This is a genomic window from Streptomyces sp. NPDC005820 (assembly GCF_040630255.1).
GTDB lineage: Bacteria > Actinomycetota > Actinomycetes > Streptomycetales > Streptomycetaceae > Streptomyces.
The window spans coordinates 1-24,436 of the sequence record NZ_JBEXXE010000085.1; the positions used below are offsets into that span (position 1 = coordinate 1).

Here is a 24,436-nt window from a genome sequence, read left to right on the forward strand (position 1 = left end):
TGAGACTTCGAACACCTCCCTCAACGGCACGGGAGCCTTGTGCGTTGTGGCCACAGCTCCTGTCACCCGATCGGTGGCCACTCTGAAAGACCTCAGTGTGTGCTGGTCGCCCCGGAGGTCTTCGACCAGCGGGACGAGGACGGCATCGTCGTCCTGCTCGAACCGGAGCCCGCAGCCGAGCAGCAGGCGGTTGTGCGGGAGGCGGCGCAGGTGTGTCCGGCCGCGGCCATCCTGATCGAGGAGGGCTGAGGTGGCCGCCGCCCCGTAACCGGGACGGCTCGTCGTGGTCGGTGCGTCGGCCGCAGGACTGGCGGTGGCGGAGGAGGTGCGGCGGCGCGGCTTCGCCGGTGCCGTGACCCTGATCGGCGACGAACCGGGACTGCCCTACGACCGTCCGCCGCTGTCGAAGCAGTTGCTGGCGGGCCAATGGGAGACGGACCGGCTGCTGCTGCGGCCGAGCGAGCAGTGGGACGCGCTCGGCGTCACTCATCTACCCGGCACCGCGGCCGTGGGCCTCGACACCGAGAAGTCCCGCGTAGTGCTGGCCGACGGCACGGCATGTGATTACGACGCGCTGGTGATCACCACTGGACGGGTCTTCGCCGTCAACGCGACCGCCCCCATGCTGGTGGCGCGGGCCGCCCATCCGCACCTGGTGCGCAGCGGCGGGGGAGTGATCGTCAACGTCTCCTTCATCGCGGGTTTGCGCGGCTTCAGCACCGGGGCGTACGGCGCCAGCAAGGGCGCCCTCCAGGCCATGACCGTCGACCTCGCCCACACCTGGGGGCCGGACAACATCCGCGTCAACTGCCTGGTCCCCGGGCACCTCTACACCCCCATGGGCGACCAGGGTGGCACCGAGGGCCGGGCATTGCGCCGCAAGGCCAACCTGCTCGGTCTGGAGGGCACCGCCTGGGACCTGGCTTGGGCCGCGCTGTTCATGACGAGCCCGGAATCACGCTGGATCACCGGCACCGTGCTCCCGATCGATGCCGGCACCACCACCGCAACCGGCCTGGGCATGCTGTCGCGTCTGACCACCCCCGAGAACAACGGAGAAGAGTCATGAGCAAGACCGCACAAGAGCGGGACACGGACGTGGCCGGCCTGCCGGGCTCCCGGCGAGCCGCAGGCGAGCGTGTCGTGCAGGAGATGTTGGGCAAGGAGTTCATGGCCGCGAACATGGGCGCCGTGCCCGAGGGCGAAGGCCCCGTCCCCACCCTCGCCCGACTCGCCCTGGAGCAGGTGTTCGGCGAGATCTGGGATCGCCCGGGTCTGGACCGCCGCAGCCGGAGCCTGGTCACCCTCGGCGTCCTGATGGCCCAGGGACATCAGACGGAACTGCGCAACCACGTCGTGGCGGGCCAGGCCAACGGACTCACTCCGGAGGAGATCCTGGAGGCCGTACTGCACACCGTCCCCTACATCGGCTTCCCGGCCGCCGGCCAGGCCATGGCCACGGCTACGCGGATCTTCGCGGAGGCGTAGCCGTCAGCGGGATGGGTGACCCGACCTGACCGGGCCACCCACCCCGTTGGCGCATCGACCACAATGAGGAAGGTGAACGACCAGCCGACCGCCACCGCACGCAGACGTAACCCCCGTGGCCAGGGCGACCGTCTCCGCGAGGACATCCTCGCGGCCGTCGCCCGCCTGCTCGACGAGAAGGTGGCGAACGATGCCCTGCCCGTCTCACTCCGCGAGGTTGCCCGCGAGGTCGGCATCGCCGCCCAGAGCATGTACCTGCACTTCGCCGACAAGGACGAACTCGCCCGCGCAGTCACCGAGGACGGCTACCAGCGCCTCGTCGCCGCCATGCGTGACGCGGACGCGGAAGAGCTCGCCGGGGGCGCCGACGCCCGTGAGCGGCTGTACGCTCAGGCTGACGCCTTCTACGCCTTCGCCCGCACCCAACGGGGCATCTACCGTCTGATGTTCGGCTACGACGCCACCGCCTTCGGCATTCCGCGAGAGTCGCACCCGGCCCGCACCTTGTGGCAGCAGTGGCTCGACGCGTTCCGCTCCTGCGAGAGCGAAGGCATGCGCTGGCCCGAGGGCGTCGAACATGCGGCGGTCACCCTCTGGTCGGCCCTCTTCGGCCGATTCGCACTCTGGACCGCCACCTTCGGACGGCAGGACCCGGAAGAACTGACGTCCTTCGCCCACCGCACGGTCGACACCATCCTCCGCGACGCGAGTAGGTGAGACCCGGCACAGGCTCCGAACGTCGACACAGGCATCCCTGACACCGTCGGCTCATGTGGTCGTGCGCGTGCGGCAGTGCGCAGCACGTCGGCAGCACTTCACCCTTTCCGCCGTCAGTCAGGGAAGTCTCGCCACCCGGCGGCTCCCACGCTCCGGTGCGCGTCGACACTGCCCAGCATGACCAGCATCCGGTCACCACGCCGCAGCCCGAGGTCTCTCAGGTGGTTGGCGACCTGGTTCGAGCGCCGCGACAGTTCGGCGAAGGTACGGGTCCGCTCGCCGCCGTCCTCGTCGACCACCCACAGCGCGCGCCGGTCGTTGCCCTCGGTGATCCGGTCGAAGTAATCCAGTGCCCAGTTGAACGCCGTCGGCCGCGGCCACTCGAACTCGGATGGTGTCCCGCCGAGTGGTGTAACAGCGATCTCCGCATAGTCCCTGGTTATGGGGAACGGCCAGGTCGTGAAGGGTGTCGCACTGCGTTCCCGACCAGACGCGCAGCACCAGGTCATGATCTTCGACGAGCCCCGCGAGGGCGATGTCGAAGCTGTGCTCGCGGCGTACCCGGTCTGCGAGGCGCACAGCACGGCGTGTGTGTCCGGGAGACTGAGCCGCTGCTCACGCTCCCTCTCCAGGCGGAAGAGCAGGTCCAGGCCCTCCTGCTCGCGCTCGCTGTAACCGCTCATCGGGGTGCCCTTCTCGTGGCGGCATGGTCCGCGCGGCCAACGTGGTCAGCCAGGGCTTCCCACGACGGTTCCGCGGCCACCATCGCGAGGCGTACGTCGCAGCGCCACCTCCAGACGGAGAGGGGGCCTGCTCCCCGCGGACCTGGGCCCTACCCGAGGCGGACGATCGGTGTTCAGCTCGTGAGCGGGTCTGCACGTATTCGGGTGACTGGAGTCGCGCCCGACACTGGAACGTGTGGAGAAACGTAATCATCACCGGGACTGTGCTCTGCTCGATGAAACCCACCGCAACAGGATCGGTTCCACTGGACCATGCGGCCCGCGGGTCCCCAAGAGCTGCGCGGATTTCAGGACGGGCACGTGTAGTCGGGCGAGCCGGTGGTGTCTCGTCTCCGCTGCGCGACGAGTCCTCCCAGGTCTGTCCGGGATGCCGGTAACCCGACGATCTGACACCGTGGCAGTGCGCTACATCACTCCCGCTCCCTCCATTAGTTCATTTGAAGTAACTGGTTCGGTTGCGGAACTGTTGGCGAGGCAGCCCCACCACATACCAGGGAGGACTTCATGCCTGCGATCAGTACGGCCAACACGGCAAGTGAGATGGTGCGCTCGGCGACGAGCACCGCGCTCCGGGTCGCCGCGCGCGAACTGGAGCTCTACGACACCGGCGACGTCGCCGGGGCGGATGAGGTGTTCGCCCCGGACATGATCGACCACAACCCCGCCACTGACGCGGCCTCGGGCATCGAAGGCATGCGGGCGTCGATCGCCGCGGTCCGGGACGGATTCACCGGCACGCAGCACCGGATCCTGTTCCATCAGGAGCTTCCCGGCGGCTGGATAGTCCTGCACTGGCGGATGACCTCGACTCATACCGGAGACGCCTTCGGGTTCGCTGCAAGCGGCAACCCGGTCGACATCAACGGCCAGGACATCATGCGCGTTGTCGACGGCAAGATCACCGAGCTCTACCACGTCGAAGAACTGCTCAAACTCACCCAGCAGATCAGCACCGGCGCGCAGTCGGGATGAAGATCGAGGTCTTCTCGGTCAAGGCCTGCCCCTGAGCCGTGATCGGCGTCACCGCTCGACGCGGCGCCTGCCGAGAAGTACCGACTCCTCGGATACGGAGCCGCCCTGGCGGCTCCGTCCTCCAGTACCACGGACATCACGCGGGCTGTGACGCCAGAGCTCGTGATCGTATGTGGGTCGACCAGTGTGACCCTGTTGTGCCTGATTGCCTTGGCAGTCTCGACATCGGATTTCGTCGTCGATGTTCTTCCTGATGAGCGAGGCGTTGAGGGCGTGCTCGGATGAGGCAACGACGGACCGTTCCTGAGCGGTGAGCCATGGCCCCGCCGACGCGAGGGATCTCGACCGCGCCCTGCCGCGCAATGCTCCGCGGGTGCCCGGTCGGCTGGTAGAAGCTGCCGGGGCGACCGGCTGCGGCTCACGGCAGGGCCGTCGTGGTGCCTGCGTCGGGTAGCGCTGGATGAGGGCGAGGATGCGGCCCGTCGTCAGTGCCGACTTGGCGCTGCCGGTTCAATGGCCACGCCACCAGTGATCGAGACTGTCTGCCACTTGCAGTCGGGTGGCAGGCTTCTGGCCGACGGACCGGGTGGCATCGCTCCGACAACATTCCTATTCTTGCTTGCCGGAACGCCGCTGGAGATCATGAAACACCCGTGGAGCTGACGCACACCGGGAGCAACCCCGACGCCTACATCTTCGTGCGGCTCTGCGACGTAGACCCAGAAGGCGTGCCCTGCAGACCCGCCGAGGGATTCCTCCGTCAGGAGCCCACGTCGCCCACTCGACCAGGCGTACGTCAAGGACCCGGCCAACCAAAGACGCCCGCTGATAGCCGACGGCTCCATCCACGCTACGCACCCGACGTCGCCGGCGCGGCCCCGGCAGCGGAACCGGAACGCACACGGGTGCCTGGTCGAAGCCGATCCGGGAGGTACACCGAGACCTGATCACACTGCACACATGATCAACCGGCCGACAGCCTCTCAGCGCCGAGCTGCAGGGGCGATAATGGCTTACGCCCTGCGATCTGCTGCCGGGCGTACGCGGACCTCGGATCGGATACCTGGATCTCCGCGAGAGCGAGATGAGCGATCATGGACGAGCGCATCGCTGCTGACCGGGCGACGCCACCGCTCGCAGAGCCGGTCGACGGGGCGTTCACGGCGCGCGTCACCCTCGATGAGCATGCCACCGTGACCGGGTGGAACGCGGGCGCCGAGCGGCTGCTGGGGTACTCGGCCGCGCAGATCGTGGGGCGGTCGGCGGCCGTTCTGCTGGCCGAGCCGATCCCGGCGGAGGATCTGCGCTCCGTCGAGGCGTTGCCGAGATGGCATGGGAAGGTCTTCGTCCGGCACCGTGACGGCCATCGGCTGGAGATCGGGGTCATCGCGCACCACCGGACGCCGGAGGCCGGTACCCGCGAGTGGTTTCTGGTCTCCGCCCTGGCCGGGCGGCAGCCTCAGCCGGCTGACGAAGCCCTCGTGGACTGGAGCTTCACCGAGTCCCCCACCTGTGCGTTGGCGCTGTACGACACCAGTCTCCTGCTGCGGCGACTCAACGAGCCCATGGAACAGATCCTGAACCTCACCGAGGACGACGTACGCGGACTGCACCTCGACGAGATCGGGGACAATCCGGTCGCCGATGAGCTGGCACGGGGCGTGAGGCGGGTGCTCGAGACCGGCGAGCCGCAGTACCAGGAGCACTTTATGCGCGTCCCCGGTGAGACGCGCGAGCACGCCTGGTCAGTCCTGCTGTACCCGCTGCGGGACCGGGCGGGCGAACTGCGCGGCGTCGGCCACTTGGGGCACGACATGACGGAGGAGTACTGGGCGCGCAAGCGGCTTCAGTTGATCGCCGAGGCCGGCCGGCGCATCGGCACCTCGCTCGACGTGATGAGGACGGCGCAGGAACTGGCGGACGTGACCATCCCGGAACTCGCCGACTTCGTCAGCGTCGACCTGCTGACCTCGCTCGACGACCTGCACGAGCCGGTTCAGGAAGCCGGGACGGCGGCCGGTCCACTCCTCCTGCGACGCGTCGCCCACCAGTCCGTGACCCCGGGCATCCCGGAGGCGGTCGTCGGCCTGGGCGATGTGGACGGGTATCCGGAGCACTCCGCACCAGTCGAGAGTCTCCGGTCCGGACGGGCCTCACTGTACGAGATGACCGACGCCGCGATCACCGACTGGGCCGCCGACGACCCGGTCCGGGCCTCCCAGGTCCGCGAACTCGGCATCCACTCGGTGATGACGGTGCCCCTGTCGGCACGCGGCACCACCCTGGGCGTCGCCGTCTTCGTCCGCTACCACCATCCCGAGATCTTCCAGCAGGACGATCTGGTCCTGGCCGAGGAACTGGTGGCCCGGGCGGCCGTCTGCATAGACAACGCCCTGCGCTACACCCGTGAACGAGGTACGGCGGTGACGCTGCAGCGCAGCCTGCTGCCTCGGCGGCTGCCCGAGCAGGCGGCGTTGGAGGTCGCTTCCGGCTATCTCCCGGCAGGAGGGCAGGCCGGTGTGGGCGGTGACTGGTTCGATGTGATCCCGTTGTCCGGGGCGCGGGTGGCGCTGGTCGTCGGCGATGTCGTCGGTCACGGCCTCCACGCCTCCGCGACCATGGGCCGTCTGCGTACGGCCGTACGCACCCTCGCCGACATCGACCTGCCCCCCGACGAACTGCTCACCCACCTCGACGACCTGGCCGCCCGCCTGTCCACCGAGCAGGAGGTCGACGAGCCCACCGACCGGTACCCCAAGCCCGCCGGCGAGGTCGGCGCGACCTGCCTGTACGCCGTCTACGACCCGATCTCCCGGCGCTGCACGCTCGCCCGGGCCGGACACCCGCAGCCGGTCGTGGTGAGCCCCGAAGGCACCGCCGCACTCGTCGACCTCCCGGCAGGCCCCCTGCTGGGTCTGGGCGGCCTGCCGTTCGAGGCGACCGAGGTCGACCTGCCAGAGGGCAGCCTGCTCGCCCTCTACACCGACGGTCTCGTCGAATCCCGGAACCGTGACATCGACGACGGTCTTGACCGGCTCCGCCACCTGCTCACCCGGCCGGCGCCCTCCCTGGACGCCCTGTGCGACACGGTGCTCGCCGATCTCCTGCCCGAGCGCCCGGCCGATGACGTCGCACTCCTCCTCGCCCGCACCCGCGCGCTCGACACCTCCCAGGTCGCCACGTGGGAGATACCGGCCGACCCCTCCGCCGTCGCCCAGACCCGCAAGGACGCGCTGGCACAGGTCGAGGCCTGGGGACTGGACGACGCCGCCTTCGTCACCGAGCTGGTCGTCAGCGAACTCGTCACCAACGCCATCCGGCACGGCCAACCTCCGATCCAACTCCGCCTGATCCACGACAACACCCTCATCTGCGAAGTGTCCGACGGCAGCAACACCGCTCCGCACCTGCGACGTGCCCGCACCTACGACGAGGGCGGTCGCGGCTTGCTCCTCGTCGCCCAGCTCACCCAGCGCTGGGGCACCCGCCAGAGCGCCCGGGGCAAGACCATCTGGGCCGAACAGACCCTGGACCCGGTCCCGCCCGGCCACTTCTGACCCGCCCGACCACTGCCTCCTCATCACCGGGCGCGCCCCAGGTCGAGCGAGGCAGGTCTCTGATCACTCGCTGCCACTGCCTCGACATGACCGTTCTACCGGCGGGGCTCAGAGATCGATGTCGGCCAGCCACTGGCTCGCGGTCCGGGGTGTCACGCCGAGGAGCGTCTGGGCGGCGCGCTCGGCCGTGATCGAGTGGTCCGGCTGTGTGCTGAGCGCCTGGTACCTGTCGGCGATGGCGGCCGTGGCCTCCTCGCCCAGCATGGGTGCGAGCGGAGCGAAGAAGACGTGGGGGTCGGTCGCCTCGTAGGTCACGGTCCGTGCGAGCCTCGTGCCGAACGCCTCGGCCAGGTCCTCTCCGCTGACCGCCGGGTACTGCCCGACGGAGACCACGCCGGTGACGTCCGTGCGCTCGAACAGCACGGCGGCGACGTCGGCTATGTCCAGGTGCGAGGCCCACGAGGCGCGGAAGCCGCTGGGCAGCGCGTAGCGCAGCACGCCCTCCTCCCGGACACCCGCGATCACGTTCGGCAGCAGCAGGTTCTCCAGGTAGAACCGGGGCTCGATCACCGCGTGGGAGACACCGCTGTCCGCCAGCCCGGCGACGAGCACCGCGACGGCGCTCTCCGCCGAGGCGTCCCGACCGCCCTCGCCGTCGGCGCGCACGAGGCCGCCGCTGGTGGAGAACACCACGCGCCCGGGCCGGGCCTCACGGACGGCGGCCACGATATTGCGCGCGAAGGCCAGGCAGTCCTTCTCCGGGGCCACCGGCAGGTGGACGAACACCCCCTCCGCGCCACGGTAGGCATCGGCCAGATCCGCAGCGGAGGAATAGTCGACGGCCAGCACGCGGGCGCCCTCCACGACGACGCCCGAGTTGCGGGTCAGGGCGGTCACAGGCTTGCCCGCGGCGGTGACGGCTGCGACGACAGGGGCACCCTGGGCGCCGGTGGCGCCATGAATCATGTAGGTCATGGACCCATTAGTGCATACACTGCCGTGGTTACATCAACTGCACTAATGGCCTAGACTCGAACCATGACTGCTGACCGTCTCCCGGAGTGCGGCGTCGCCCGGTTCATCACCCTGCTCGACGGGCCGTGGGCCACCCTTATCGTGCGCGAACTCCTACGTGGACCCCACCGCTTCACAGAGTTGCGCGACGCCCTTCCCGGCATCAGCCCGCACACTCTGACCAGTCGGTTGCGCCAGTTCGAGAGGCATGGCGTTGTCACCCGCACCGCCTACCCGGAGATCCCCCCACGGGTCGAATACCGGCTCACCCCTCTCGGCGAAGGGTTGCGCGCCGTCCTCGACGTCATGGCCGCCTGGGCCGTGACAGTCCCCGACGGCGAGCCCACTGTCACCGCGTGACCCTAGGAGGATGCCTGCCGCGCTCCGAGAGCCGACATGACTGCTTCGGCGCCCTTACCTACCGCAATGGATCGGCCGGCTCTCCCGTTGTTTCCGGGCAGGCGGGAGGCACGCCACCTGCCTGCCTCAGTCCGCACCCGCCTTCCGGATGTACGGCCTGGAGCGCAGTGAGAGCGTCTCAGCGCGCACGATGCGGGCGATGGACAGCCAGTGGGCGAGCGCGACGGAGATGCCGAGCAGCAGGTGCGGAACGGCGGAGACGGTGTCGACGAGCCGCTTAGGGCCCGGTCGGCCCAGCCGCCCAGGCCGCCGGCGGTGGCGCCTACGGCTGTGCCGAGCACGGTGGCGGTGAGCGTTGCGGCCACGCCGACGAGCGGGGAGACCAGCGGCCCGCCACAACAAGATCACCGGCCATCTGTGCGAGGCCGGGCTCGGGGCCCTGGCCGAACCCGGCCTCGTCGGCCTGGACGACGACCCGACGACCCGGTGATCGTCACCGGCCGCAAGGCCACCCGCAACCACCGCCTCACCTGGAGGTGCTCGGCCTCCGACAGGTTCGCCGCCCCGAGCACGATTGCAATGGCCAGATGCACCAGCACACCAGCGCGTTCCCGCCACCTGGCCACCACGCTGGACGGCAGCACCCCGGCCAACGCACCCGTCAGCCCCGTGCGGTCCGCGCACCGGCGCAGCAGCACCGCCCCGGCATGCCCGATCAGCCTCTTCGCCTCAGTCGCCACCGACAGTGAGGGTCCCACCCTGTACTCTCGACAACCAGAAAGGTGCCTTGCTCTCTGCTCCGGATATGACTTCGACACTCGCATCCTTGCAGGTCAACGGCACCTTTCTGCTATCGGGGCGTCAGACAACCCAGTTCCGCTGAATACCCAGGGTCAGAGGTCGAGGATCAGGCGGTTGCCCTTGGCTCGGGAGACGCAGATCATCATGGTGTCGCCCGCGGCGTGTTCCTCGTCATTCAGGACCGAGTCGCGGTGGTCGATCTGGCCGGACAACACCTTCGTCTCGCAGGTTCCGCAGATTCCCTCCTCGCACGATGTCATCACCGATATGCCAGTGCCTTCGACGGCCTCGAGAATGGACATGTCCTCGGAGATCGTCAGTGTCCTGCCGGACCGGGCGAGTTCGACCTCGAAGGTCGTGAGCGGCCCGGCGGTGAGGTCCTTCTTCGGGGCGAAGCGCTCCAGGTGCAGAGACCCGCTCGGCCACTTCCCGCAGCCGGCCTCGACCGCCGCGAGCAGCGGTTCGGGGCCGCAGGCGTAGACGGCTGTCTTCCGTTGCGGCTTGCCGAGCAGGGAGGCCAGGTCCAGCAGCCCGTACTCGTCCTGCGGCCGCAGGCTCACCCGGTCTCCGTAGGCCCGCTGCAAGGTCTCACCGAACGCCATCGACGCTCGGGTGCGGCCCCCGTAGACGAGGCGCCAGTCGGCGCGGGTCGCGTTGACGGCCGCCACCATGGGCAGGATGGGGGTGATCCCGATTCCGCCTGCGATGAACAGGTAGTTCTTGGCCTTCACCAGCGGAAAGTGGTTGCGTGGCCCGCGGACACGCACCGGCTCGCCCTCCGTGAGCACGTCGTGCACGTGGCTCGACCCGCCGCGGCTTTCCGGCTCACGCAGCACCGCGACCTGAAGACGGGACCGATCCCCTGGATCCCCGCACAGCGAATACTGCCGGACCAGGTCGGCCCGCAGTATCAGATCGATGTGGGCGCCCGGCTGCCATTCCGGCAAGGGGCGGCCTTCCGGGTCGCGCAGCGTCAGCAGCACGACGCCATCGGCCATCGTCTCCTTGCGGTCCAGTACGAGGTCGAGCTCGAATTCGGTGCCGATAGTGCTCATGGTCCGCCTCTCATTTCTCACAGTGATGGTTCGGTGATGCGTTCTTGCCTGGCCGATCAGGACGGGAAGCAGCGGCCGAAGTCACGCAGCAAGCGGGGCGAGCCCTGCAGCTTGATCTGGCGACGCACCAGCGCCCACGCCAACAGCGAAGGCTTGCTGAGGAAGCGCAGCCAGGTGCGGGTGTCGGCGGTGATCCTGAGATCCGGCTCACCGTGATGTCCTTCGGTGACACCGAGTTCGCGGCCGCGGATGGTCACGGTGATCTGCCGGGACTCGTCGCCGGTGAAGGTGAAGTGGTAGGTGGCGGACATGTCCTTGGCCTGTTCGCGCTGGAAGATCAGCGGAAGACCTTCCACCAGACCGTCGATGCTGTTCGCTCGCAGGCTCATCGCCACCTGCTTCGTGCGCTTGTTCGGGAAGCGGTCGGCCACGTGCTGCTCGGCGTCGGAACCCGGGACGACGTAGACGGTCTCTTCCTTGTCCATCAGCGGACGAACGACCTGGGTCAGATGTGCCTTGCGATCGCCCAGCCAGGGGCCGATGACGTCCTCGCCGGCCGGGCAGACCGACATGCAGTAGGCCGCTTTGTAGTTGGCACCGAAGGACAGGCTCTGCCACATGGACGCGCTCTCGCTGTCGCTCACTCGTGAGCGGTAGTCGTGGGCGTCACGGCTTTCGGCGACCTGCTCGGCCCAGTCACCGAAACCACCCATGAACTCGCGGTAGTTGTGCGTGTAGCAGGCGGAGAAGTTGAAGTGACCGTCGGAGGCGATCGCCCCGGTCGGGCAGGCCGTCACGCACAACTTGCATTCCAGGCAGGGGTTGTACTCGATGGGCCGCGTGTACTCGCTGACCTCGGCGTCGACGAGGATCGTGCCCAGCAGGACGAAGTTGCCGAATTTGGGGTGGATGACGTTGCGGTGGATGCCCATCTTGCCGAGCCCCGCCGCCACGGCGACCGGCTTGTGCGAGACGACCCACACCTTCCTGGGGAAGTTGTCCATCTCCATCGGGAAACCCATCGCGGGGTTGATGGCGCGCACGCCCGCCGCTTCCAGCTCGCCCACCACGTGCCGGCCGATTTCGTTGGTGTGGTCGCCGGTGTGATGGAACTCCAGGTTGGCGACCGAGCGGGCAGGAGTGCGGATGTTCTCCCGGTTCATTCGGGTCACGAAGCTGATCAGCGTTCGGACACCCGGCAGGGCGGCGTTCAAGTCATTTCGCTGGTCGGCGATGTCCGGCCGGTCGATCTCGACGAAGCCGACGTCGTCCGCCCCCGCGTCGAGAACCAGCCGGCGCAGCCACGCCGCGTCCAGCGGCTCGGCGGGCCGGTCGGGGGTGCGTTCACGCCGGCGGGCTTGGACGACGGTGGGATGGTCCTCGAGCTTGTTCTTGGCCATCGAGCGATACCTCACGGGGCGGGGTGCGTACAAGTTTCATGAAGCAACTCGATCTTAGGTGCGCGAGTTTCATGAAGCAACTGACATCCGAGTCGTGATCTTTCTGTTGAGTCTTCTGTCGGATGTGAGTGCAACCGGCGGACGTGGAAGAAAAGCTCGGAGCGCTGCATTCGCCGAACCACCGGAACGGCAGGTACTCCAGGCGGCTACGGCAGCGGCAAGCGGGCGCCCTGATAGTTCACGCCCGGCCGGGCAGGGTTGGGAGACGGGCCGCAGGAGGGCGCCGTCCGGTCGGTCGGCGACCGCGCTTCCGGCGCAAGCTCATCGCGACGCCGACGCGAACTCCGACTGCGGGCCGCTCTTCGCGCGTGCTCCAGGAAGGAACTGACCAGCGAGGTCACCCTCGCCGCTGACGGGAGACGACGAGCAAGTGGATGGACGGCAACGGCCATTTCGTTCGTTCTCGCTGATCACGACTCGGTACGTGCCCAGCCGGTAGTGGCCAACCCGTTGAGCCGCTTCGAATGTCAGGTCGGCAAATCAGCGAGCCCTGGGCCGGGAAGCAAGTCAACGGCGTCCGGCCCCACGACTTGTCCGCATCGGGCGCACACGAGCCGTTCCCGAACGTTGCCTCCGCATCCCGCATGGCTCGTGATCCGCGGCGGGCCGCTCTGCCCCTCGGCGTGCTCATCGCCCCAATGCATCAAAGAAAGCAACGCGGTGAGCAGGTCCTTGGCCTTGCTCGTCGGCTGGTATTCATAGCGGGCGGGCCGCTCCTGGTAACGGACCCGATCCAGCAGCCCGTCGTCGACCAGCTTGGAGAGGCGGTTGGTGAGTACGTTGCGGGCGATACCGAGACTGTCCTGAAACTCCTCGAACCGGCGAAGGCCGAGCAGCGCGTCGCGAATGATCAGCAAGGTCCAGCGTTCGCCCACAATCTCCAGAGTCCGGGCGATGGAGCACAGTTGACTGTCGTATGTTCGGCCCAACATGCTGTGAATCTAGCACGTTGTGTCAAGCAACTGACGGCTTGGAGGGGTGAGGTCGCTCGCCCCCCGAGGTGGGCGGCGAGCGCAGCAGCTCGACCTGTGACCGACGATTCAGCGGAAGGTCAGCACCCGCGGCGGGACCCGAGTGCCGGTTTCCCCCGGATCCGGTTCGTCACGCAGATGAGCGTGGAGTCGAACTTCATCCCGCTCCACCCCGAACGAAACGGGGGTGACCCCGCCGGCGTGCGGGGGTCACTCCACTGCATCCAACAGGTCGGCCACCACCTCTGGCCTCTCCAGTGCAATGAAGTGGTTCGCTCCCGGCACCTGGGTGAAGTCGGCGGCGGGCAGCAGCTTCTTGTTGGCTTCCCGGTCCGAGGGCCGGGACCAGTCCTTCTCGCCGTAGACGAGGTGGATGGGGGCCTTGACCTCGGGGTAGCGCGAGCGGGCCGCGATGAGGCTGGGCATGTTCCGGTACAGAGCACGAGCGACGGTTGGGAAGCCAGGACGCCTGCCTGATCTGAGGAGCTCGTCCAGGTAGGCGTCCCGAAAGGCGGCCTTGTCACCCACGCCGCCCTGCAGGATTCTGCGCAGGATGGGCTTGGGCTCCTGCTCTGCGATCAACTTGCCCACCCCCGGAGCGATGATCCCACCGATCACCACACGGGCGAGGACGCTGGACCGGGCGATTCCGTCACGGTAGTCGTACGCGTTCACCGCGACGACGCGCCGCACCCGCTCGGGCAGATCGGCCGCGGTGGCCAGCGCGAGCACTCCGCCCAACGACTCCCCGACCAATGTCACGTCGTGCAGGTCGAGTTCGGTCAGCAGCCGTTCGACGCCCGCGCGCAGCGCCGGCTCTTCGTACGACGCGCCGGGCACGATCTCGGAGTGGCCCATCCCGGGCAGATCGAGGGCGTACACGGTGTACTGGTGCGAGATCATCGGCATGAGGAAGCGGAAGTGCTCGGCCTGCGTGCGCAGAGTGTGCAGCAGGACCAGCGGGGCGCCGGTGCCCGCCTTGAGGTAGCGCAGGGTTCCCTCGTGGCCGTCATGTCCTGCGCGAGGGGCGATGGTGTGGCTGGTGGTCCCCGGAATGTGAATCGTGGGACGTGACTCGCGGTCGGGCATGTCGCCGTTTCCTTCTGTGTGAACTACGGATGAGGGATTCGGACACGGTCGGGCAGGCGAGGTGAGACACGGCCATGCCCCTCGCTGGAGTCCGCGGCCTACTTGGTCAGCTGTTCGTACAGTCCGGCGAGGTCGCCGGCGAGGCCGGCCTTGACCTGCCGGGAGATGTCGTCGGCGAGCACCTCGTACGCGCCCGTCTCGATGTCGAGGTGCAGGTGGTCCCACGCGCGCACGGCCGGGCGGGCCTTGTCGTTGCCCACACCGGTGTCTATCAGGATGGTCTGCCCGCCGCTGCGCAGCAGCCAGGTCTGCATGGCGACGTGGACCATGGCGTCATCGGGGCTGTGATGGTCGGGCACCAGCATGGCGCGGTGCTCCTTCCACGCCTGCTCGGGAAGGTCCGGGAAGAACTGGTCCGCGGGCATGATCGGACCGTGCATCTCCTCGACGCGGGTGACGGTGACAGCGCCGAGCGTGATCTCGTTTGCGTCCTGCATGGTCTTTCTCCGTTACTTGTTCAGAGTGGCGAGGAGCAGGTTGGGGTCCTTGGCGGTGACGTACGCGGCGCTCAGCACGTAGACGGTGTCGCCGCGCAGGGCGATGGACGTGGGGTTCTGCAGGCCGTCGGCCGGGCTCAGCACGATCGTGTGGCTGCCGCCGGGCCGCACCAGCGCGACCTGGCTGGAGCCGTTGAGGGTGGCGAGGAGCTGGTCGCCGCGGCCCGTGAAGGCGAAATCATCGATCCCCGGCAGCCCGGTGGCCTCGGTGCGGATCCGGCCGGCCCGCCCGTCCCGCAGGACGGGGATGCGCAGGACGGTGCCCCGGTCGAGGTTGGTGGCCCAGATCTCACCGTCGCGGATCTTCAGGCCGTTGGCGCCGAGGAAGCCGGTGGAGGCCAGTTCGGGCGCGGTGGACCAGGCGGTGGGGGTGCCGCCCCGGGTGGGGACGCGCCAGATGGTGCCGAGGACGGAGTCGGTGATGTAGAGGGTGCGGGTGCGTGCGTCCAGCGCCAGGCCGTTGGGCAGGCCGCCCGCGGGAAGCGCGGCGATCCGCTGCGGGCGGCCGCCCGGGCGCAGGCGCCACAGCCCGGTCAGGTCGGGGGTTCCCGTGGCATACAGGAAGTAGAGGGTGCCGTCGTGGGCGCGGACGATGCCGGTGGTCAGGGCGAAGCCCAGGACCGGGGTGTGGATGCCGCCGTCTGCCGAGGCGGGCAGGGTGGCCAGGATCCGGGTGCCGCCGTGGGCGGAGATCCTGGCGACCTGGCGGCCGGCCGCGAAGGTGACGTACGCGTCGCCGTCCGGGGCCAGGGCGATGTTCTCCGGTGTCCGTCCCTTGGCCAGATCGAAGTGCGCGGCGATCCGGGCGTCGACCAGCGTCGGAGAGGCGGCCGATGCCTGAGAGGGGCCGAGCCCGACACCTGCCGCGGCGGCCAGGGCGGCCACCGTGGCAGCGAGAAGGGAGAGTTTCTTGGTCATGGTTCCTTCAGTCGTTTTCGGGCATGCGGCAGCCACCGCCGACGCATGCGGGGAAGTGAGTTGTCGGCCGGGCCGACAAGAAGGCGCGTGGCCACGGGCGGCGTCCACCGGCCGCCGTCCGGGCAGGGGTGAGCCCGGTACGAGCGGAAACAGCGCCCGGTGCCAGTGGTACGCGGATCAGCTGGCGGCAGTACGCGGGCCCGGTCGCGCAGGACCGGCCGGGTTGGCCGGCACGTACCCCGACGGAGCGGTCCGGGTAGTCGGTGCGGCCTCCTGCCCCGGCCCGGCCTGAGCGGTGGCCTGCCCCAGCAAGACCAGCGCCGCACGCGAAGGGGAGCCCGCCTCCGTGGTGGCCACGACGACGCTGGGGCCCGCTCCGTGGCTCAGGGTCTGCTGGATGACGTTCACCGCTCCGACCAGCGGGTGGCGCATCGCATAGGCGGCGACGGTGCACGCCCTGACCCGGTGGTCCGCCCACATCGTGGCGAACTCCGCACTCGTCGAACTCAGTTCACCCACCAGCGCGTGCAGTGCCGCGTCCTGCGGATGGCGGCCCGCCACCAGCCGCAGGTTCCCCACCACGGCCCTGGCCTTGCTCGGCCAGTCCGCGTACAGCTCGCGGGTATGACCGTCGAGGAACACCAGGCGGGCCATATTGGGACGCTGCCCCGCGACCTCCGGCGCCCCGAACTCCAGATGCCCCGCGAACAGGGCGTGTCCCAGCCGGTTCCACGCCAGCACGTCACTGCGCAGGCCGAGAACGACCGCGGGTACGTCCGACAGGACGTCCAGCAACTGCCGTTCCGCCTCACTCACGCGCTCCGGCGCGGGCCGCCGGACCCGCGGCCGGTGCCGGTCCGCCCGTGCCAGATCGTGCAGATGCCGCCGCTCGGAGTCATCCAGCCGCAGCGCCCCGGCGATCGCGTCCAGCACCTCCGGAGAGGCACTCTGCGACTGCCCCTGCTCCAGCCGCGTGTAATAGGAGGCGCTCACACCCGCCAACAACGCCAGCTCCTCGCGCCGGAGCCCGGACACGCGCCGGCGCTCGTTGTAGGTGGGCACCGCGGCATCCTCGGGACGCAGCTGGGACCGCCGCGTCCGCAGAAACTCCCCGAGCTGCGATTTTCCGTTCATGGCTCCGAGTATTAACGTCCCGCGGACACCCAGCCTGCCCCAGCTGTGAATAGGCACGAGCGGGTCTGGCTCCCGAGCCGCACCGCCGCTGAAGTGGACGCAGCCGATCAGTCCGACCACCGAGGAGCACCCCTGTGAGTACCACCACCCGACCCGACCCCCTGGCAACTTTCGAGTCCCTGGACCCGGCCGTCTACGCGTTCACCAGGCGCGCCTGGGGCGACGCCCCACCCGCCCGTGTCTACCAACTCGTCGGCGACGTGTCCTCGATCAGCCGCTGGAGCCCCAACGCGACCGACGCCGCCTACGACCACGACGCCGGACCCCGGGTGGGGGCCTGGTTCAGCGGCCGCAACCGCAAGGACGGACGGGATGGACCACCCGCTCCCAAGTCGTACGAGCCGACCCCGCGGCCGCGTTCGGGTTCGTCGTCGGCGGCGCCGAGAACGGCATCGTGCAGTGGGGTTGGACCTTCCACCCCCAAGGCCGCGGCACGATCGTCCGGCAGTCCTGGCAACTCCTGCGCCTCGACCGGGTCTGTACGGTGAGCGGGTCTGTTCCGTAGTCGGTGGTGACGGAGGGTGTGGTCAGCCCAGGAGGATGCGGTGGCGGAGGAGAGGGAAGCTCGCGCGGCCGTACATCTGGCGCTTGATCAGCTTGGTTTTGTTGTTGACGCCTTCGGTGCCGCCGTTGTGGTGCGGCAGGGTGAGGGCGGCGTCGACTGCGGCGCGGTCCTTCTCGAGGCCCCGGGTGAAGGCATGCAGGTGGGGTAGGTCCTCGGCCTGGGCCGAGGTGATCCAGGTGCTCAGCAGGGTGGCATTGCCGTCGGCGGGATCCAGCAGCACGGCGAAGTGGTGGATGAGGTCGGCCAGAGCGGTCATCTCGTGGCAGGCGGTGCGGGCGGCCTCGATGCGTTCCCGCTGGTGGTCTTTGAGGCGGTCGGGGCGGGTGAGCAGGTAGCGGGCGAGGCGCCGGGGCGAGAGTGCGGGCCGGTCGGCCTCGACGCGGCCCTGGTTGATGTAGCGGACGAGCAAGTTCGAGCTGCCGGTGTAGCCCAGTTCCCTGATCTCCTGGAGGAGATGGGTGACGGGGACGGCCGGGTTCTCCAGTCGGCGTCGGCGCAGGTGATCGCGGTAGGGATCCACGAGGGTGGGCCGGTACTTGGGGGCGCGGATGAGGCGCTCGGGTTCGGCGACGCGGTCGTAGCGCTTGACGGTGTTAAGAGCCAGGTTCAGGCGGCGCGCGCACTCCAGAAGTCCGACTCCTCGCTCGCGCAGGGCGTGGACCTGCTGCCAGCGCTCGCGGGTGGTGGCGGCCTGCTTCCCCTCGGCCGGGGGCGGGCCCGCTTTCGCCCAGCAGGTGCTGTGCGCGGCGACTTCTTTACGGACGGCCTCGGCGAGGTTGTTGGGTCGGACCGGGGCGCCCTGCCGGGATCGCTCCGGGTGGGTTTCCCCGGCCCGCCCGCCGAACCCGGCGTGCCCGTCTCCGAGCACCGGGCTCTCCACGAGATCATGCCGTTGGAGTCAGGCCCGTCAGAGCGTCCGGCCATGGGGTGGGGATGCTGTTGCCCCGGTAGCGGTATCGAGTGATCGCTACTTTGCCGAGGTGGAACAGTGTGATCCCCTCCAACTCGATGTCTTTCCAGCGTCCTTCCGGGGTCCGGAACCTTCGCCGGATCGACGTCCAGTTCGTGCGGTGCCGGTGCATCACCCAACGGATCACCCTCCACCAGACGAAGGTGTGCAGGGTCTGCATGGTGTGCTTGGCGACCGCATGTCTGAAGTAGTTGGCCCAACCGCGCAGAATCCGGTTGATCTGGATCAACGCGATCTTGTAGTCGAGATGCGACAACTTCTGGGTCAGTGCCTTGATCTTCCGCTTCAACGACGCGACCGGCTTGTCGGCGATGAAGGTGTAGACGTGCCACTTGTCAGTTCCCCGTTTCCGCATCCAGACGATGCGGAAACCGAGGAAGTCGAACCCGTCCGAGAGGTGGACGATCCGCGTCTTGGCCGCCGAGAGCACGAGGCCCATCGGTGCCAAGACAGTACTCACCTGTTCGCGAAGGTCTTCGACATGTTCCCGGGTGCCGTGGACCATGATGACGAAGTCGTCCGCGTAGCGGACCAGCCTCCAGGTCGGCAGGCCCCGTTGTCGTCGTCGTTCGCGGTCCCGTCGGCTTGTCATCACGCTTGACCACTGCCCGGCGGCAAAGTCGTCGAGCACGGACAGCGCGATGTTGGCCAACAGGGGTGAGAGGATGCCTCCTTGCGGAGTCCCGGAGTCGGTCTCCTCCCGTTCGCCGAGCTCGGTCATGATCCCGGCTTTCAGGAACGCCTTCACCAGCGCCAGCACCCGCCTGTCCTTCACCCGCGCTCGAACACGGTCCATCAGCACCGTGTGATCGATCCGGTCGAAGCACGCCTCGATGTCAGCGTCCAGCACCCAGCGATATCCCTGGGAACCGAACAGATGAATCTCAGCGATCGCGTCGTGCGCACGCCGGTTGGGCCGGAACCCGTACGAACACGGACGGAAGTCCGCCTCGAAGATCGGTTCCAGGACCAGCTTCAGCGCGGCCTGCACCACCCGATCCGCAATGATCGGGATCCCCAGTCGGCGCAGTTTCCCGCCCGTCTTGGGGATCATCCGCTCCCGCACCGGCATTGGCCGAAAGACCCCTGCCTTCAACTGGGAGCGGATGCGGTCCAGGTACGCTTCCGCCCCGGCCGCGCGCACGTGGTCGGCGCGAACGCCGTCCACGCCCGCCGTCCGGGCTCCGGTGTTGCCCGCGACCCGTTCGAAGGCCATCACCAAGGTGGCCGGGTCGCAGACGAAGTTGAACACATCGTCGAACCGGAAGCCGTGATCGGCTGCCGCCCAACGGTGCAGTTTGATCTGCATCTTCCGTACCCGCAGCTCGGCGACGTCAGCCACTGGCCACGTGACCAGGGCATCCACCCCGGTGTCTTCGGACATTGCAGTACCTCCCTCGCGATCTCGCTGCCGCCCTTCCCCATGTGCCGGGCTCTCCCCGGCTCGGAGTACTACGACGGCTCCGCCCCTCCCACAGTCCGGTCGGCGGACGGTGCGCCCAGCCCAAGTCGTCTGCGCTGGCGACGCGGACGACGGGCAGGACCGGGGAGGTTCCCGTGTTCACTGACTGATCGTTCGTCGGAGTAGGCACCCGGCTATACCCCCGCGGCCTCGCCACGGCTACCCCGCAGCACTTCACCGTGGCCTCCCGGATCATCTGGAACGCATCACCCGGGAGTTGTCCGCCTCTCGCACACGGCGGACACGCACCGCTACCAGCCCAGATCCGCCAGGTTCGAGCTGATGGCACCTTAGGAGGCTTCAAACACCGGTTCCTCTCGTATACCTCTCCGTCTCGCTTGCCGGACCCGCGCCATCTGGCAGTACTGACACGTCCCGGCTTTGACGGGCCCGCTTGCCACCTTCCCCGGCACCTCCCCGGTTCAGGCTGCCCCCAGCTTCACCACCCTGCTGCGACAGGACGGTGGCGAAGGTCTCCCACCTCCACTCGATCAATCAGCGCCTCACGGCGCACGCTCCACAGGTGCCACCGGTCGCTGATCTGGACCGCGTCGGGCAGGGCTCGGCGGACCGCCTCGGCGTAGGTGGCCGATCCGTCCCGGCACACGGCCTCGATGCCCGGATGTTCACGCAGCCAGGCTTCCAGAGTGGCGGCTTCGCGGCCGGGCAGTACCTCGATTCGCTCACCGGTCTCGGCGTTGATGATGACCGTGGCGTAGCTGTGCCGGCGCCGCAGGGCGAAGTCGTCGACCCCGACCACCCGCGGGATCCGCACCTCCGGCACGGGCACCCGCCTCAGCAGCCGCAGGGCGGAGGCGTACGACACGGGCACGGCCAGGGACCGGGCGAGTCGGGCGGACGCCCGGCCGCATAACTCCTTGACCAGCTCGGAGAGCTGGCCGGTCAGGCGTGTGGTGCGGCGCTGGTGGCGCTCCAGGAGCCCGGGGACCTGCTCTCGGAAGGTCTGCCGCCTGCAGCCCAGGGCCGGACAGACCAGCCGTCGTATCCTCACCTGGACCGCGACCTGCCGGCCGTCGACCGGCACATCCCGCACCGTCCGGCCGTGGTACCCGTGAACCCTCCCCGTCGCCACCCCGCACACCGGACAGGGAACGGGAACATCCCGGGTCCGAGCCGAAACCCGGACTATCTCGCCACCGTCCGCCACATCCTCGATGACCAACGCCGACAACCCCGAAAACACCGTTCCCACGAGCGTGTTCGCATCATGCACGCTCAATGATCACCGGCGAGCACTCACCGTCACCACCGACTACGGAACAGACCCGCTCACCGTACAGACCCCCTCGACCCAGTTGCACTGCGCACGTGGGTCGTGACGGCACGGGCAGAACTGGCTGCCAGGGATCGTGCCAGGGTAGGTGATGGGCAGATCGGTCAGGTACTTGCTTTCGCCCCGCGCGACCAGGACGACTTGCAGATTCCAGAAGCTGTCCGAGACCTACTTGAAGAGATCAATAGCAGCGATCTCGAACGAGGTCTCAGCATTGGAATCTACAACAAACGAGGTGTGACCAGCCGGGGACTCCTGGATGGCGGAGTTCAAGAGTCGGAGCTGGCCCGGTCCTTCCGGGAGCAGGCCGAACGCGCACGCGCGTGGCCGCGAACCAGGAAGTTGCTCAAAGGGCTTGCGGAGTCGTACGAAGCTGACGCCAGGCGGGAGGACCAGGAGGCAGAGCGACGGCATCAGGGCCTGGAGTAGGTCTCTGTCAGGGCCCATTGCGAAAGCGCAGGCCGCAGCCCATCATCGGTGGCGTGTGATGCCGCACTCAACCGCGTGCCGCCGCTTGTAGTCGTCGGCGGCGAAGCGTACAGATTCTGATCCGCGACGCCGTCACGACGCTGCGACCGGACTCCGGCATGGTTTGTCGGCGGGGAGTTAGGCAGTGGTCGAAGCTGGCTCTGGTGGGTAGCCCTTGGCGCGGAGGAAGGTGTCGAGGGCGAGGGCGACGATATCGCCGTGGGGGATGCCGCTGTCGGCGTTGTAGCGGCGGATACGGCGTTGGAGTTGGAGGGCTTCGGGTACGGCGTAGTTGAGTTGCCCGCGGCTGGCGTGGCGTGTGCTGATGATTGCTTGCGTGTCGGGGTGCGGGGTGAAGGGGGCGTCGGTGGTCTCGGACTGGGCTTCGAGGACGTCGGCGAGGTCGCGCAGGAGTCGGATGTGGTGGGTGTGGTCGGGCATCGTGGTGCTCCGGGTTGCGGCGACTAGTCGAATAGTGATTCGCCTAGTCGACTATTCGGCTATTGGAATAGTCGGCAGGGTGGACGCGGTCCCGCAGGGCCGCGTCCACCCTTGTGCCGTACGGGGTGAAGCGTCGGATGGTCAGAAGCCCCGGGTGGTGAGCCACTCGTCCATCGCGACGGCGACGATGTCGCCGATGGGCAGGTGGTCGAGTTCGTTGTCCAGCGCGAAGCGCTTGATCCGCCGCTTAAGCCTCAGCGCGGCCGGCACGGACGAGTCGAAACTCTCCCTGGCGATGACGCGCTGATTGAGGAGAACGGAAACTTCGGGGATGTCTTCCGGGCGGCCGGGGCCCTGGGCCCATGGTGCGGCCTCGTTGGGTGCTTCGCTCGATCGAGTTCCGTGGTTGTGCCCCGGCGTCGGCTCAGCACCATGTACGGGGAAGGCCGTACTTGTCGGCGCCGGAGACGTTGCCGGGCGTACCGCTACCTCAGCGGCCGGAGCCGCACCGTGAACCTCGACGACGGAAGACCCCAGCACTACAGGCGGCTCACCATGCCCATGGGCTGGTGTCACCGACTCCTCAACCGTGACCGGACTCGGATCGGACGTGGTACCAGCCACGTGAGGTGACTGGCCCCTGGCCGCTTCCCAGGCGGCATCGCTCGGGGGATCCGCAGCAGCCGACGGAGCGTCCGCCGCCGCGACGTCCGTTTCCCCATATGCCGCGACGGGCGTGGAAGCGACTGCGGTCTCCGCCTGGAGCGTGTTCGCGGACGTCTGGGCCGTAACACGTGTGGCGGTCTGTTCGGCGGCGTACTGCTCGGGGGTGAGTTCGGCGGCCGGGGGAGGGGGCGGCGGGGCCGTTTTCTTGGCCGCACCGCCGAGGGTGCGACCGCCGGTGCGGCGGGCCGGGGGCTTCATGCGCTCGCTCATGCCGTGAGCTCCTTCATCAGGTTGGCGTACTCGCTCAGTTCGGTGGGGATCTCGCCGAAGGCCTCCATGTAGTGGACCCAGGCGTGGATGGTGGTCTCGGCGAGTGGGAAGGGCTCGTCTCGGTCGGGGCCGATGCCTTCGCCCTCGGCGGGGTCGAGGAGCTGGTCCTTTGCCCGGTTGGGCAGGCTGGTGCGGTCGTCGGCCTTGACCATCACGACGTGTGCGGTGACGTCGTGCTCGTTGCGGGCGGCGGCGCGCTCGGCCTCGTCGAAGGTGGCGACGAGCTTGCGGCGTTCGATCTTGGTGGGGGCGACCGGGACGAGGAGCAGGTTCGCCTCGGTGACGGCCTCGTGGAAGATCCGGGCGCTGCCGCCGCCGGCGTCGACCACGATCGCGCCGAACTCGGCGCGCTTGGTGCGGATGTACTCGGCGATGTCGTCGAACGGGTACCGCTCGACCACCAGGTTGGCCGGGATCTCGAAGCCGGCGGCCTGGGCGACCTTGAACCAGTCGTAGGCGGACTGGCTGGTCGCGTCGGCGTCCAGCAGCAGCGTCGGTACGCCGAGGACGACGGCGTAGTAGAGGGCGATGAACCAGGCGGAGGTGGTCTTGCCGGTGCCGCCCTTGAGCATGCCGACGACGATCACGAACGCGTCCCAGACGTGTTGGGTGGCCGTGGCCAGGGTCTTGTGGCGGGTGTTCTCGTTCACGTGTGCTTGATCTCCTGAAGTGGAAGCGATGTTGACTCGTGCGGTTGGGTGGCACTGGGGGTACCGGGAGGCGCCCGTGCACTGTGGCTGGGGTGGGGATGGCCTTCGGGCAGGTGCTGCGGCTGGCGGGCACGGCCGTCGGAGCGATTGAGATCGCGGTTGGGTGCGCTCATGGCCGTTCCTCCTCACGGCGAGAGGGGCCGTGGTGGTGCTGCGGACGCATACGGGTGCCTACCTGGTGCAGGAGGCGATAGACCGTGGTGGGGGAGTAGTTGCACTGCTCGGCGAGTTCCGGGACCGTGGCTCCGGCTTCGTACCGGGTGCGCAGGGACAGGGCGAGCTTGTGCCGCTCGGCGGCCCGGGCTGCGGCTCGCATCCGTACCGTCTGCTGGGTGGTGCGAACGGTGCCGCCGGCCTCGATCAGCAGACGCCGCGCAGCACGCCTCGTCTCTCCGGCGCCTGCGGCGAGTTCGGTGAGGGTTGCGCCCTGCTGCTCGTAGAGGATGCGGAGGCGGGCGGCGAGACGCTGGCGGGCTTGGGGGTCCTGACGCATCCGGCGGGTCTGCCACGAGGTGCGCATGACGGTCCCGGCGTCGTGTAGCCGGTTGAGGACGGTGCCGTAGGACAGGCCGCTGGCGGCGACGAGTTCGTCGACCGTGGCACCGGACTCGTACTGCTCGCGCAGGGCCTTGGG

General features: G+C 68.5%; 22 protein-coding genes and 3 pseudogenes. 8 read left to right on the forward strand and 17 right to left on the reverse strand.

The window, feature by feature from the left end:
- Nucleotides 1–69: 69 nt before the first annotated feature.
- The 4 genes from ABZ464_RS50135 (at nt 70) to ABZ464_RS50150 (ending at nt 2,205) form a co-directional block, all read left to right on the forward strand.
- On the forward strand, nt 70–249 hold the full coding sequence (locus ABZ464_RS50135) for a ferredoxin (RefSeq protein WP_359289385.1): 180 nt from the start codon (nt 70–72) through the stop codon (nt 247–249).
- Between the two features lie 34 nt (nt 250–283).
- Complete coding sequence (locus ABZ464_RS50140; protein ID WP_359289344.1) at nt 284–1,069, forward strand: TIGR03862 family flavoprotein; 786 nt, start codon at nt 284–286, stop codon at nt 1,067–1,069.
- Nucleotides 1,066–1,488 (forward strand): carboxymuconolactone decarboxylase family protein, encoded by a 423-nt coding sequence (locus ABZ464_RS50145; protein WP_359289346.1) that lies wholly within the window; start codon nt 1,066–1,068, stop codon nt 1,486–1,488. Before ABZ464_RS50140 ends, ABZ464_RS50145 begins: the two co-directional genes overlap by 4 nt.
- A 63-nt stretch (nt 1,489–1,551) precedes the next feature.
- Entirely contained in the window at nt 1,552–2,205 is a 654-nt protein-coding gene (locus ABZ464_RS50150; protein ID WP_359289348.1) for a TetR/AcrR family transcriptional regulator, read from the forward strand.
- A 167-nt stretch (nt 2,206–2,372) separates the two neighbouring features.
- Here ABZ464_RS50150 and ABZ464_RS50155 read toward each other — a convergent pair.
- A pseudogene (locus ABZ464_RS50155) lies at nt 2,373–2,591 on the reverse strand (AMP-binding protein); the annotation flags it as partial.
- Nucleotides 2,592–3,452: 861 nt separating this feature from the next.
- Here ABZ464_RS50155 and ABZ464_RS50160 point away from each other — a divergent pair.
- Both ABZ464_RS50160 and ABZ464_RS50165 read left to right on the forward strand, forming a co-directional pair.
- Complete coding sequence (locus ABZ464_RS50160; protein ID WP_359289350.1) at nt 3,453–3,920, forward strand: ester cyclase; 468 nt, start codon at nt 3,453–3,455, stop codon at nt 3,918–3,920.
- A 1,094-nt stretch (nt 3,921–5,014) separates the two neighbouring features.
- Nucleotides 5,015–7,477: a SpoIIE family protein phosphatase gene (locus tag ABZ464_RS50165; RefSeq protein WP_359289352.1), complete on the forward strand. Its 2,463-nt coding sequence runs from the start codon at nt 5,015–5,017 to the stop codon at nt 7,475–7,477.
- Nucleotides 7,478–7,585: 108 nt separating this feature from the next.
- Here the strand turns inward: ABZ464_RS50165 and ABZ464_RS50170 are convergent, their stop codons facing one another.
- Nucleotides 7,586–8,452 (reverse strand): NmrA family NAD(P)-binding protein, encoded by an 867-nt coding sequence (locus ABZ464_RS50170; protein WP_359289354.1) that lies wholly within the window; start codon nt 8,450–8,452, stop codon nt 7,586–7,588.
- Between the two features lie 63 nt (nt 8,453–8,515).
- On the opposite strand from ABZ464_RS50170, the gene ABZ464_RS50175 reads away from it, so the two are divergent.
- Nucleotides 8,516–8,851: a helix-turn-helix domain-containing protein gene (locus ABZ464_RS50175; RefSeq protein WP_359289356.1), complete on the forward strand. Its 336-nt coding sequence runs from the start codon at nt 8,516–8,518 to the stop codon at nt 8,849–8,851.
- A 147-nt stretch (nt 8,852–8,998) separates the two neighbouring features.
- Here the strand turns inward: ABZ464_RS50175 and ABZ464_RS50180 are convergent.
- The 8 genes and pseudogenes from ABZ464_RS50180 to ABZ464_RS50215 all read right to left on the reverse strand — a co-directional run.
- Nucleotides 8,999–9,234: pseudogene (locus ABZ464_RS50180) on the reverse strand (ABC transporter permease); the annotation flags it as partial.
- Nucleotides 9,235–9,744: 510 nt separating this feature from the next.
- Nucleotides 9,745–10,707, reverse strand: coding sequence for a PDR/VanB family oxidoreductase (locus ABZ464_RS50185; RefSeq protein WP_359289358.1), 963 nt, complete (start codon nt 10,705–10,707; stop codon nt 9,745–9,747).
- Nucleotides 10,708–10,763: 56 nt separating this feature from the next.
- A complete protein-coding gene (locus ABZ464_RS50190) occupies nt 10,764–12,107 on the reverse strand; it encodes an SCP2 sterol-binding domain-containing protein (RefSeq protein WP_359289360.1) in 1,344 nt (447 codons plus the stop codon).
- A 527-nt stretch (nt 12,108–12,634) separates the two neighbouring features.
- Complete coding sequence (locus ABZ464_RS50195) at nt 12,635–13,099, reverse strand: helix-turn-helix domain-containing protein (RefSeq protein ID WP_359289362.1); 465 nt, start codon at nt 13,097–13,099, stop codon at nt 12,635–12,637.
- Nucleotides 13,100–13,348: 249 nt separating this feature from the next.
- Nucleotides 13,349–14,227 (reverse strand): alpha/beta hydrolase, encoded by an 879-nt coding sequence (locus ABZ464_RS50200; protein ID WP_359289364.1) that lies wholly within the window; start codon nt 14,225–14,227, stop codon nt 13,349–13,351.
- 98 nt (nt 14,228–14,325) lie between these two features.
- On the reverse strand, nt 14,326–14,724 hold the full coding sequence (locus ABZ464_RS50205; protein WP_359289366.1) for a hypothetical protein: 399 nt from the start codon (nt 14,722–14,724) through the stop codon (nt 14,326–14,328).
- A gap of 12 nt (nt 14,725–14,736) precedes the next feature.
- The gene (locus ABZ464_RS50210) at nt 14,737–15,702 is read right to left on the reverse strand and encodes a hypothetical protein (protein ID WP_359289368.1); all 966 of its coding nucleotides are present in this window, start codon (nt 15,700–15,702) and stop codon (nt 14,737–14,739) included.
- Between the two features lie 177 nt (nt 15,703–15,879).
- Nucleotides 15,880–16,836 (reverse strand): helix-turn-helix transcriptional regulator, encoded by a 957-nt coding sequence (locus ABZ464_RS50215; RefSeq protein WP_359289370.1) that lies wholly within the window; start codon nt 16,834–16,836, stop codon nt 15,880–15,882.
- Between the two features lie 134 nt (nt 16,837–16,970).
- On the opposite strand from ABZ464_RS50215, the gene ABZ464_RS50220 reads away from it, so the two are divergent.
- Nucleotides 16,971–17,384: a hypothetical protein gene (locus tag ABZ464_RS50220; protein ID WP_359289372.1), complete on the forward strand. Its 414-nt coding sequence runs from the start codon at nt 16,971–16,973 to the stop codon at nt 17,382–17,384.
- A 39-nt stretch (nt 17,385–17,423) separates the two neighbouring features.
- Here the strand turns inward: ABZ464_RS50220 and ABZ464_RS50225 are convergent.
- From ABZ464_RS50225 to ABZ464_RS50255, 7 genes and pseudogenes are all read right to left on the reverse strand, one after another.
- Nucleotides 17,424–18,215, reverse strand: a pseudogene (locus ABZ464_RS50225) (transposase); the annotation flags it as partial.
- Between the two features lie 130 nt (nt 18,216–18,345).
- Nucleotides 18,346–19,815, reverse strand: a complete 1,470-nt coding sequence (ltrA, locus tag ABZ464_RS50230; protein WP_359289374.1) for a group II intron reverse transcriptase/maturase — start codon at nt 19,813–19,815, stop codon at nt 18,346–18,348.
- A gap of 517 nt (nt 19,816–20,332) precedes the next feature.
- A complete protein-coding gene (locus ABZ464_RS50235) occupies nt 20,333–21,097 on the reverse strand; it encodes an ISL3 family transposase (protein ID WP_359289387.1) in 765 nt (254 codons plus the stop codon).
- Nucleotides 21,098–21,793: 696 nt separating this feature from the next.
- Nucleotides 21,794–22,096, reverse strand: a complete 303-nt coding sequence (locus ABZ464_RS50240; protein ID WP_359289376.1) for a hypothetical protein — start codon at nt 22,094–22,096, stop codon at nt 21,794–21,796.
- A gap of 141 nt (nt 22,097–22,237) precedes the next feature.
- Nucleotides 22,238–23,032: a hypothetical protein gene (locus tag ABZ464_RS50245; RefSeq protein WP_359289378.1), complete on the reverse strand. Its 795-nt coding sequence runs from the start codon at nt 23,030–23,032 to the stop codon at nt 22,238–22,240.
- A complete protein-coding gene (locus ABZ464_RS50250) occupies nt 23,029–23,742 on the reverse strand; it encodes a ParA family protein (protein WP_359289380.1) in 714 nt (237 codons plus the stop codon). Before ABZ464_RS50250 ends, ABZ464_RS50245 begins: the two co-directional genes overlap by 4 nt.
- Nucleotides 23,743–23,911: 169 nt before the next feature.
- Nucleotides 23,912–24,436, reverse strand: a 525-nt coding sequence (locus tag ABZ464_RS50255; protein ID WP_359289382.1) for a helix-turn-helix domain containing protein, incomplete at its 5' end; no start/stop codon positions are given.

What these genes read in the sequence shown, in the direction of transcription:
- ABZ464_RS50145 (WP_359289346.1), top strand. Translation starts at nt 1,066, where the DNA reads ATGAGCAAGACCGCACAAGAGCGGGACACGGACGTGGCCGGCCTGCCG.
- ABZ464_RS50150 (WP_359289348.1), top strand. Translation starts at nt 1,552, where the DNA reads ATGAGGAAGGTGAACGACCAGCCGACCGCCACCGCACGCAGACGTAAC.
- ABZ464_RS50160 (WP_359289350.1), top strand. Translation starts at nt 3,453, where the DNA reads ATGCCTGCGATCAGTACGGCCAACACGGCAAGTGAGATGGTGCGCTCG.
- ABZ464_RS50165 (WP_359289352.1), top strand. Translation starts at nt 5,015, where the DNA reads ATGGACGAGCGCATCGCTGCTGACCGGGCGACGCCACCGCTCGCAGAG.
- ABZ464_RS50170 (WP_359289354.1), bottom strand. Translation starts at nt 8,452, where the DNA reads ATGACCTACATGATTCATGGCGCCACCGGCGCCCAGGGTGCCCCTGTC.
- ABZ464_RS50175 (WP_359289356.1), top strand. Translation starts at nt 8,516, where the DNA reads ATGACTGCTGACCGTCTCCCGGAGTGCGGCGTCGCCCGGTTCATCACC.
- ABZ464_RS50185 (WP_359289358.1), bottom strand. Translation starts at nt 10,707, where the DNA reads ATGAGCACTATCGGCACCGAATTCGAGCTCGACCTCGTACTGGACCGC.
- ABZ464_RS50190 (WP_359289360.1), bottom strand. Translation starts at nt 12,107, where the DNA reads ATGGCCAAGAACAAGCTCGAGGACCATCCCACCGTCGTCCAAGCCCGC.
- ABZ464_RS50195 (WP_359289362.1), bottom strand. Translation starts at nt 13,099, where the DNA reads ATGTTGGGCCGAACATACGACAGTCAACTGTGCTCCATCGCCCGGACT.
- ABZ464_RS50200 (WP_359289364.1), bottom strand. Translation starts at nt 14,227, where the DNA reads ATGCCCGACCGCGAGTCACGTCCCACGATTCACATTCCGGGGACCACC.
- ABZ464_RS50205 (WP_359289366.1), bottom strand. Translation starts at nt 14,724, where the DNA reads ATGCAGGACGCAAACGAGATCACGCTCGGCGCTGTCACCGTCACCCGC.
- ABZ464_RS50210 (WP_359289368.1), bottom strand. Translation starts at nt 15,702, where the DNA reads ATGACCAAGAAACTCTCCCTTCTCGCTGCCACGGTGGCCGCCCTGGCC.
- ABZ464_RS50215 (WP_359289370.1), bottom strand. Translation starts at nt 16,836, where the DNA reads ATGAACGGAAAATCGCAGCTCGGGGAGTTTCTGCGGACGCGGCGGTCC.
- ltrA (WP_359289374.1), bottom strand. Translation starts at nt 19,815, where the DNA reads ATGTCCGAAGACACCGGGGTGGATGCCCTGGTCACGTGGCCAGTGGCT.
- ABZ464_RS50240 (WP_359289376.1), bottom strand. Translation starts at nt 22,096, where the DNA reads ATGCCCGACCACACCCACCACATCCGACTCCTGCGCGACCTCGCCGAC.
- ABZ464_RS50245 (WP_359289378.1), bottom strand. Translation starts at nt 23,032, where the DNA reads ATGAGCGAGCGCATGAAGCCCCCGGCCCGCCGCACCGGCGGTCGCACC.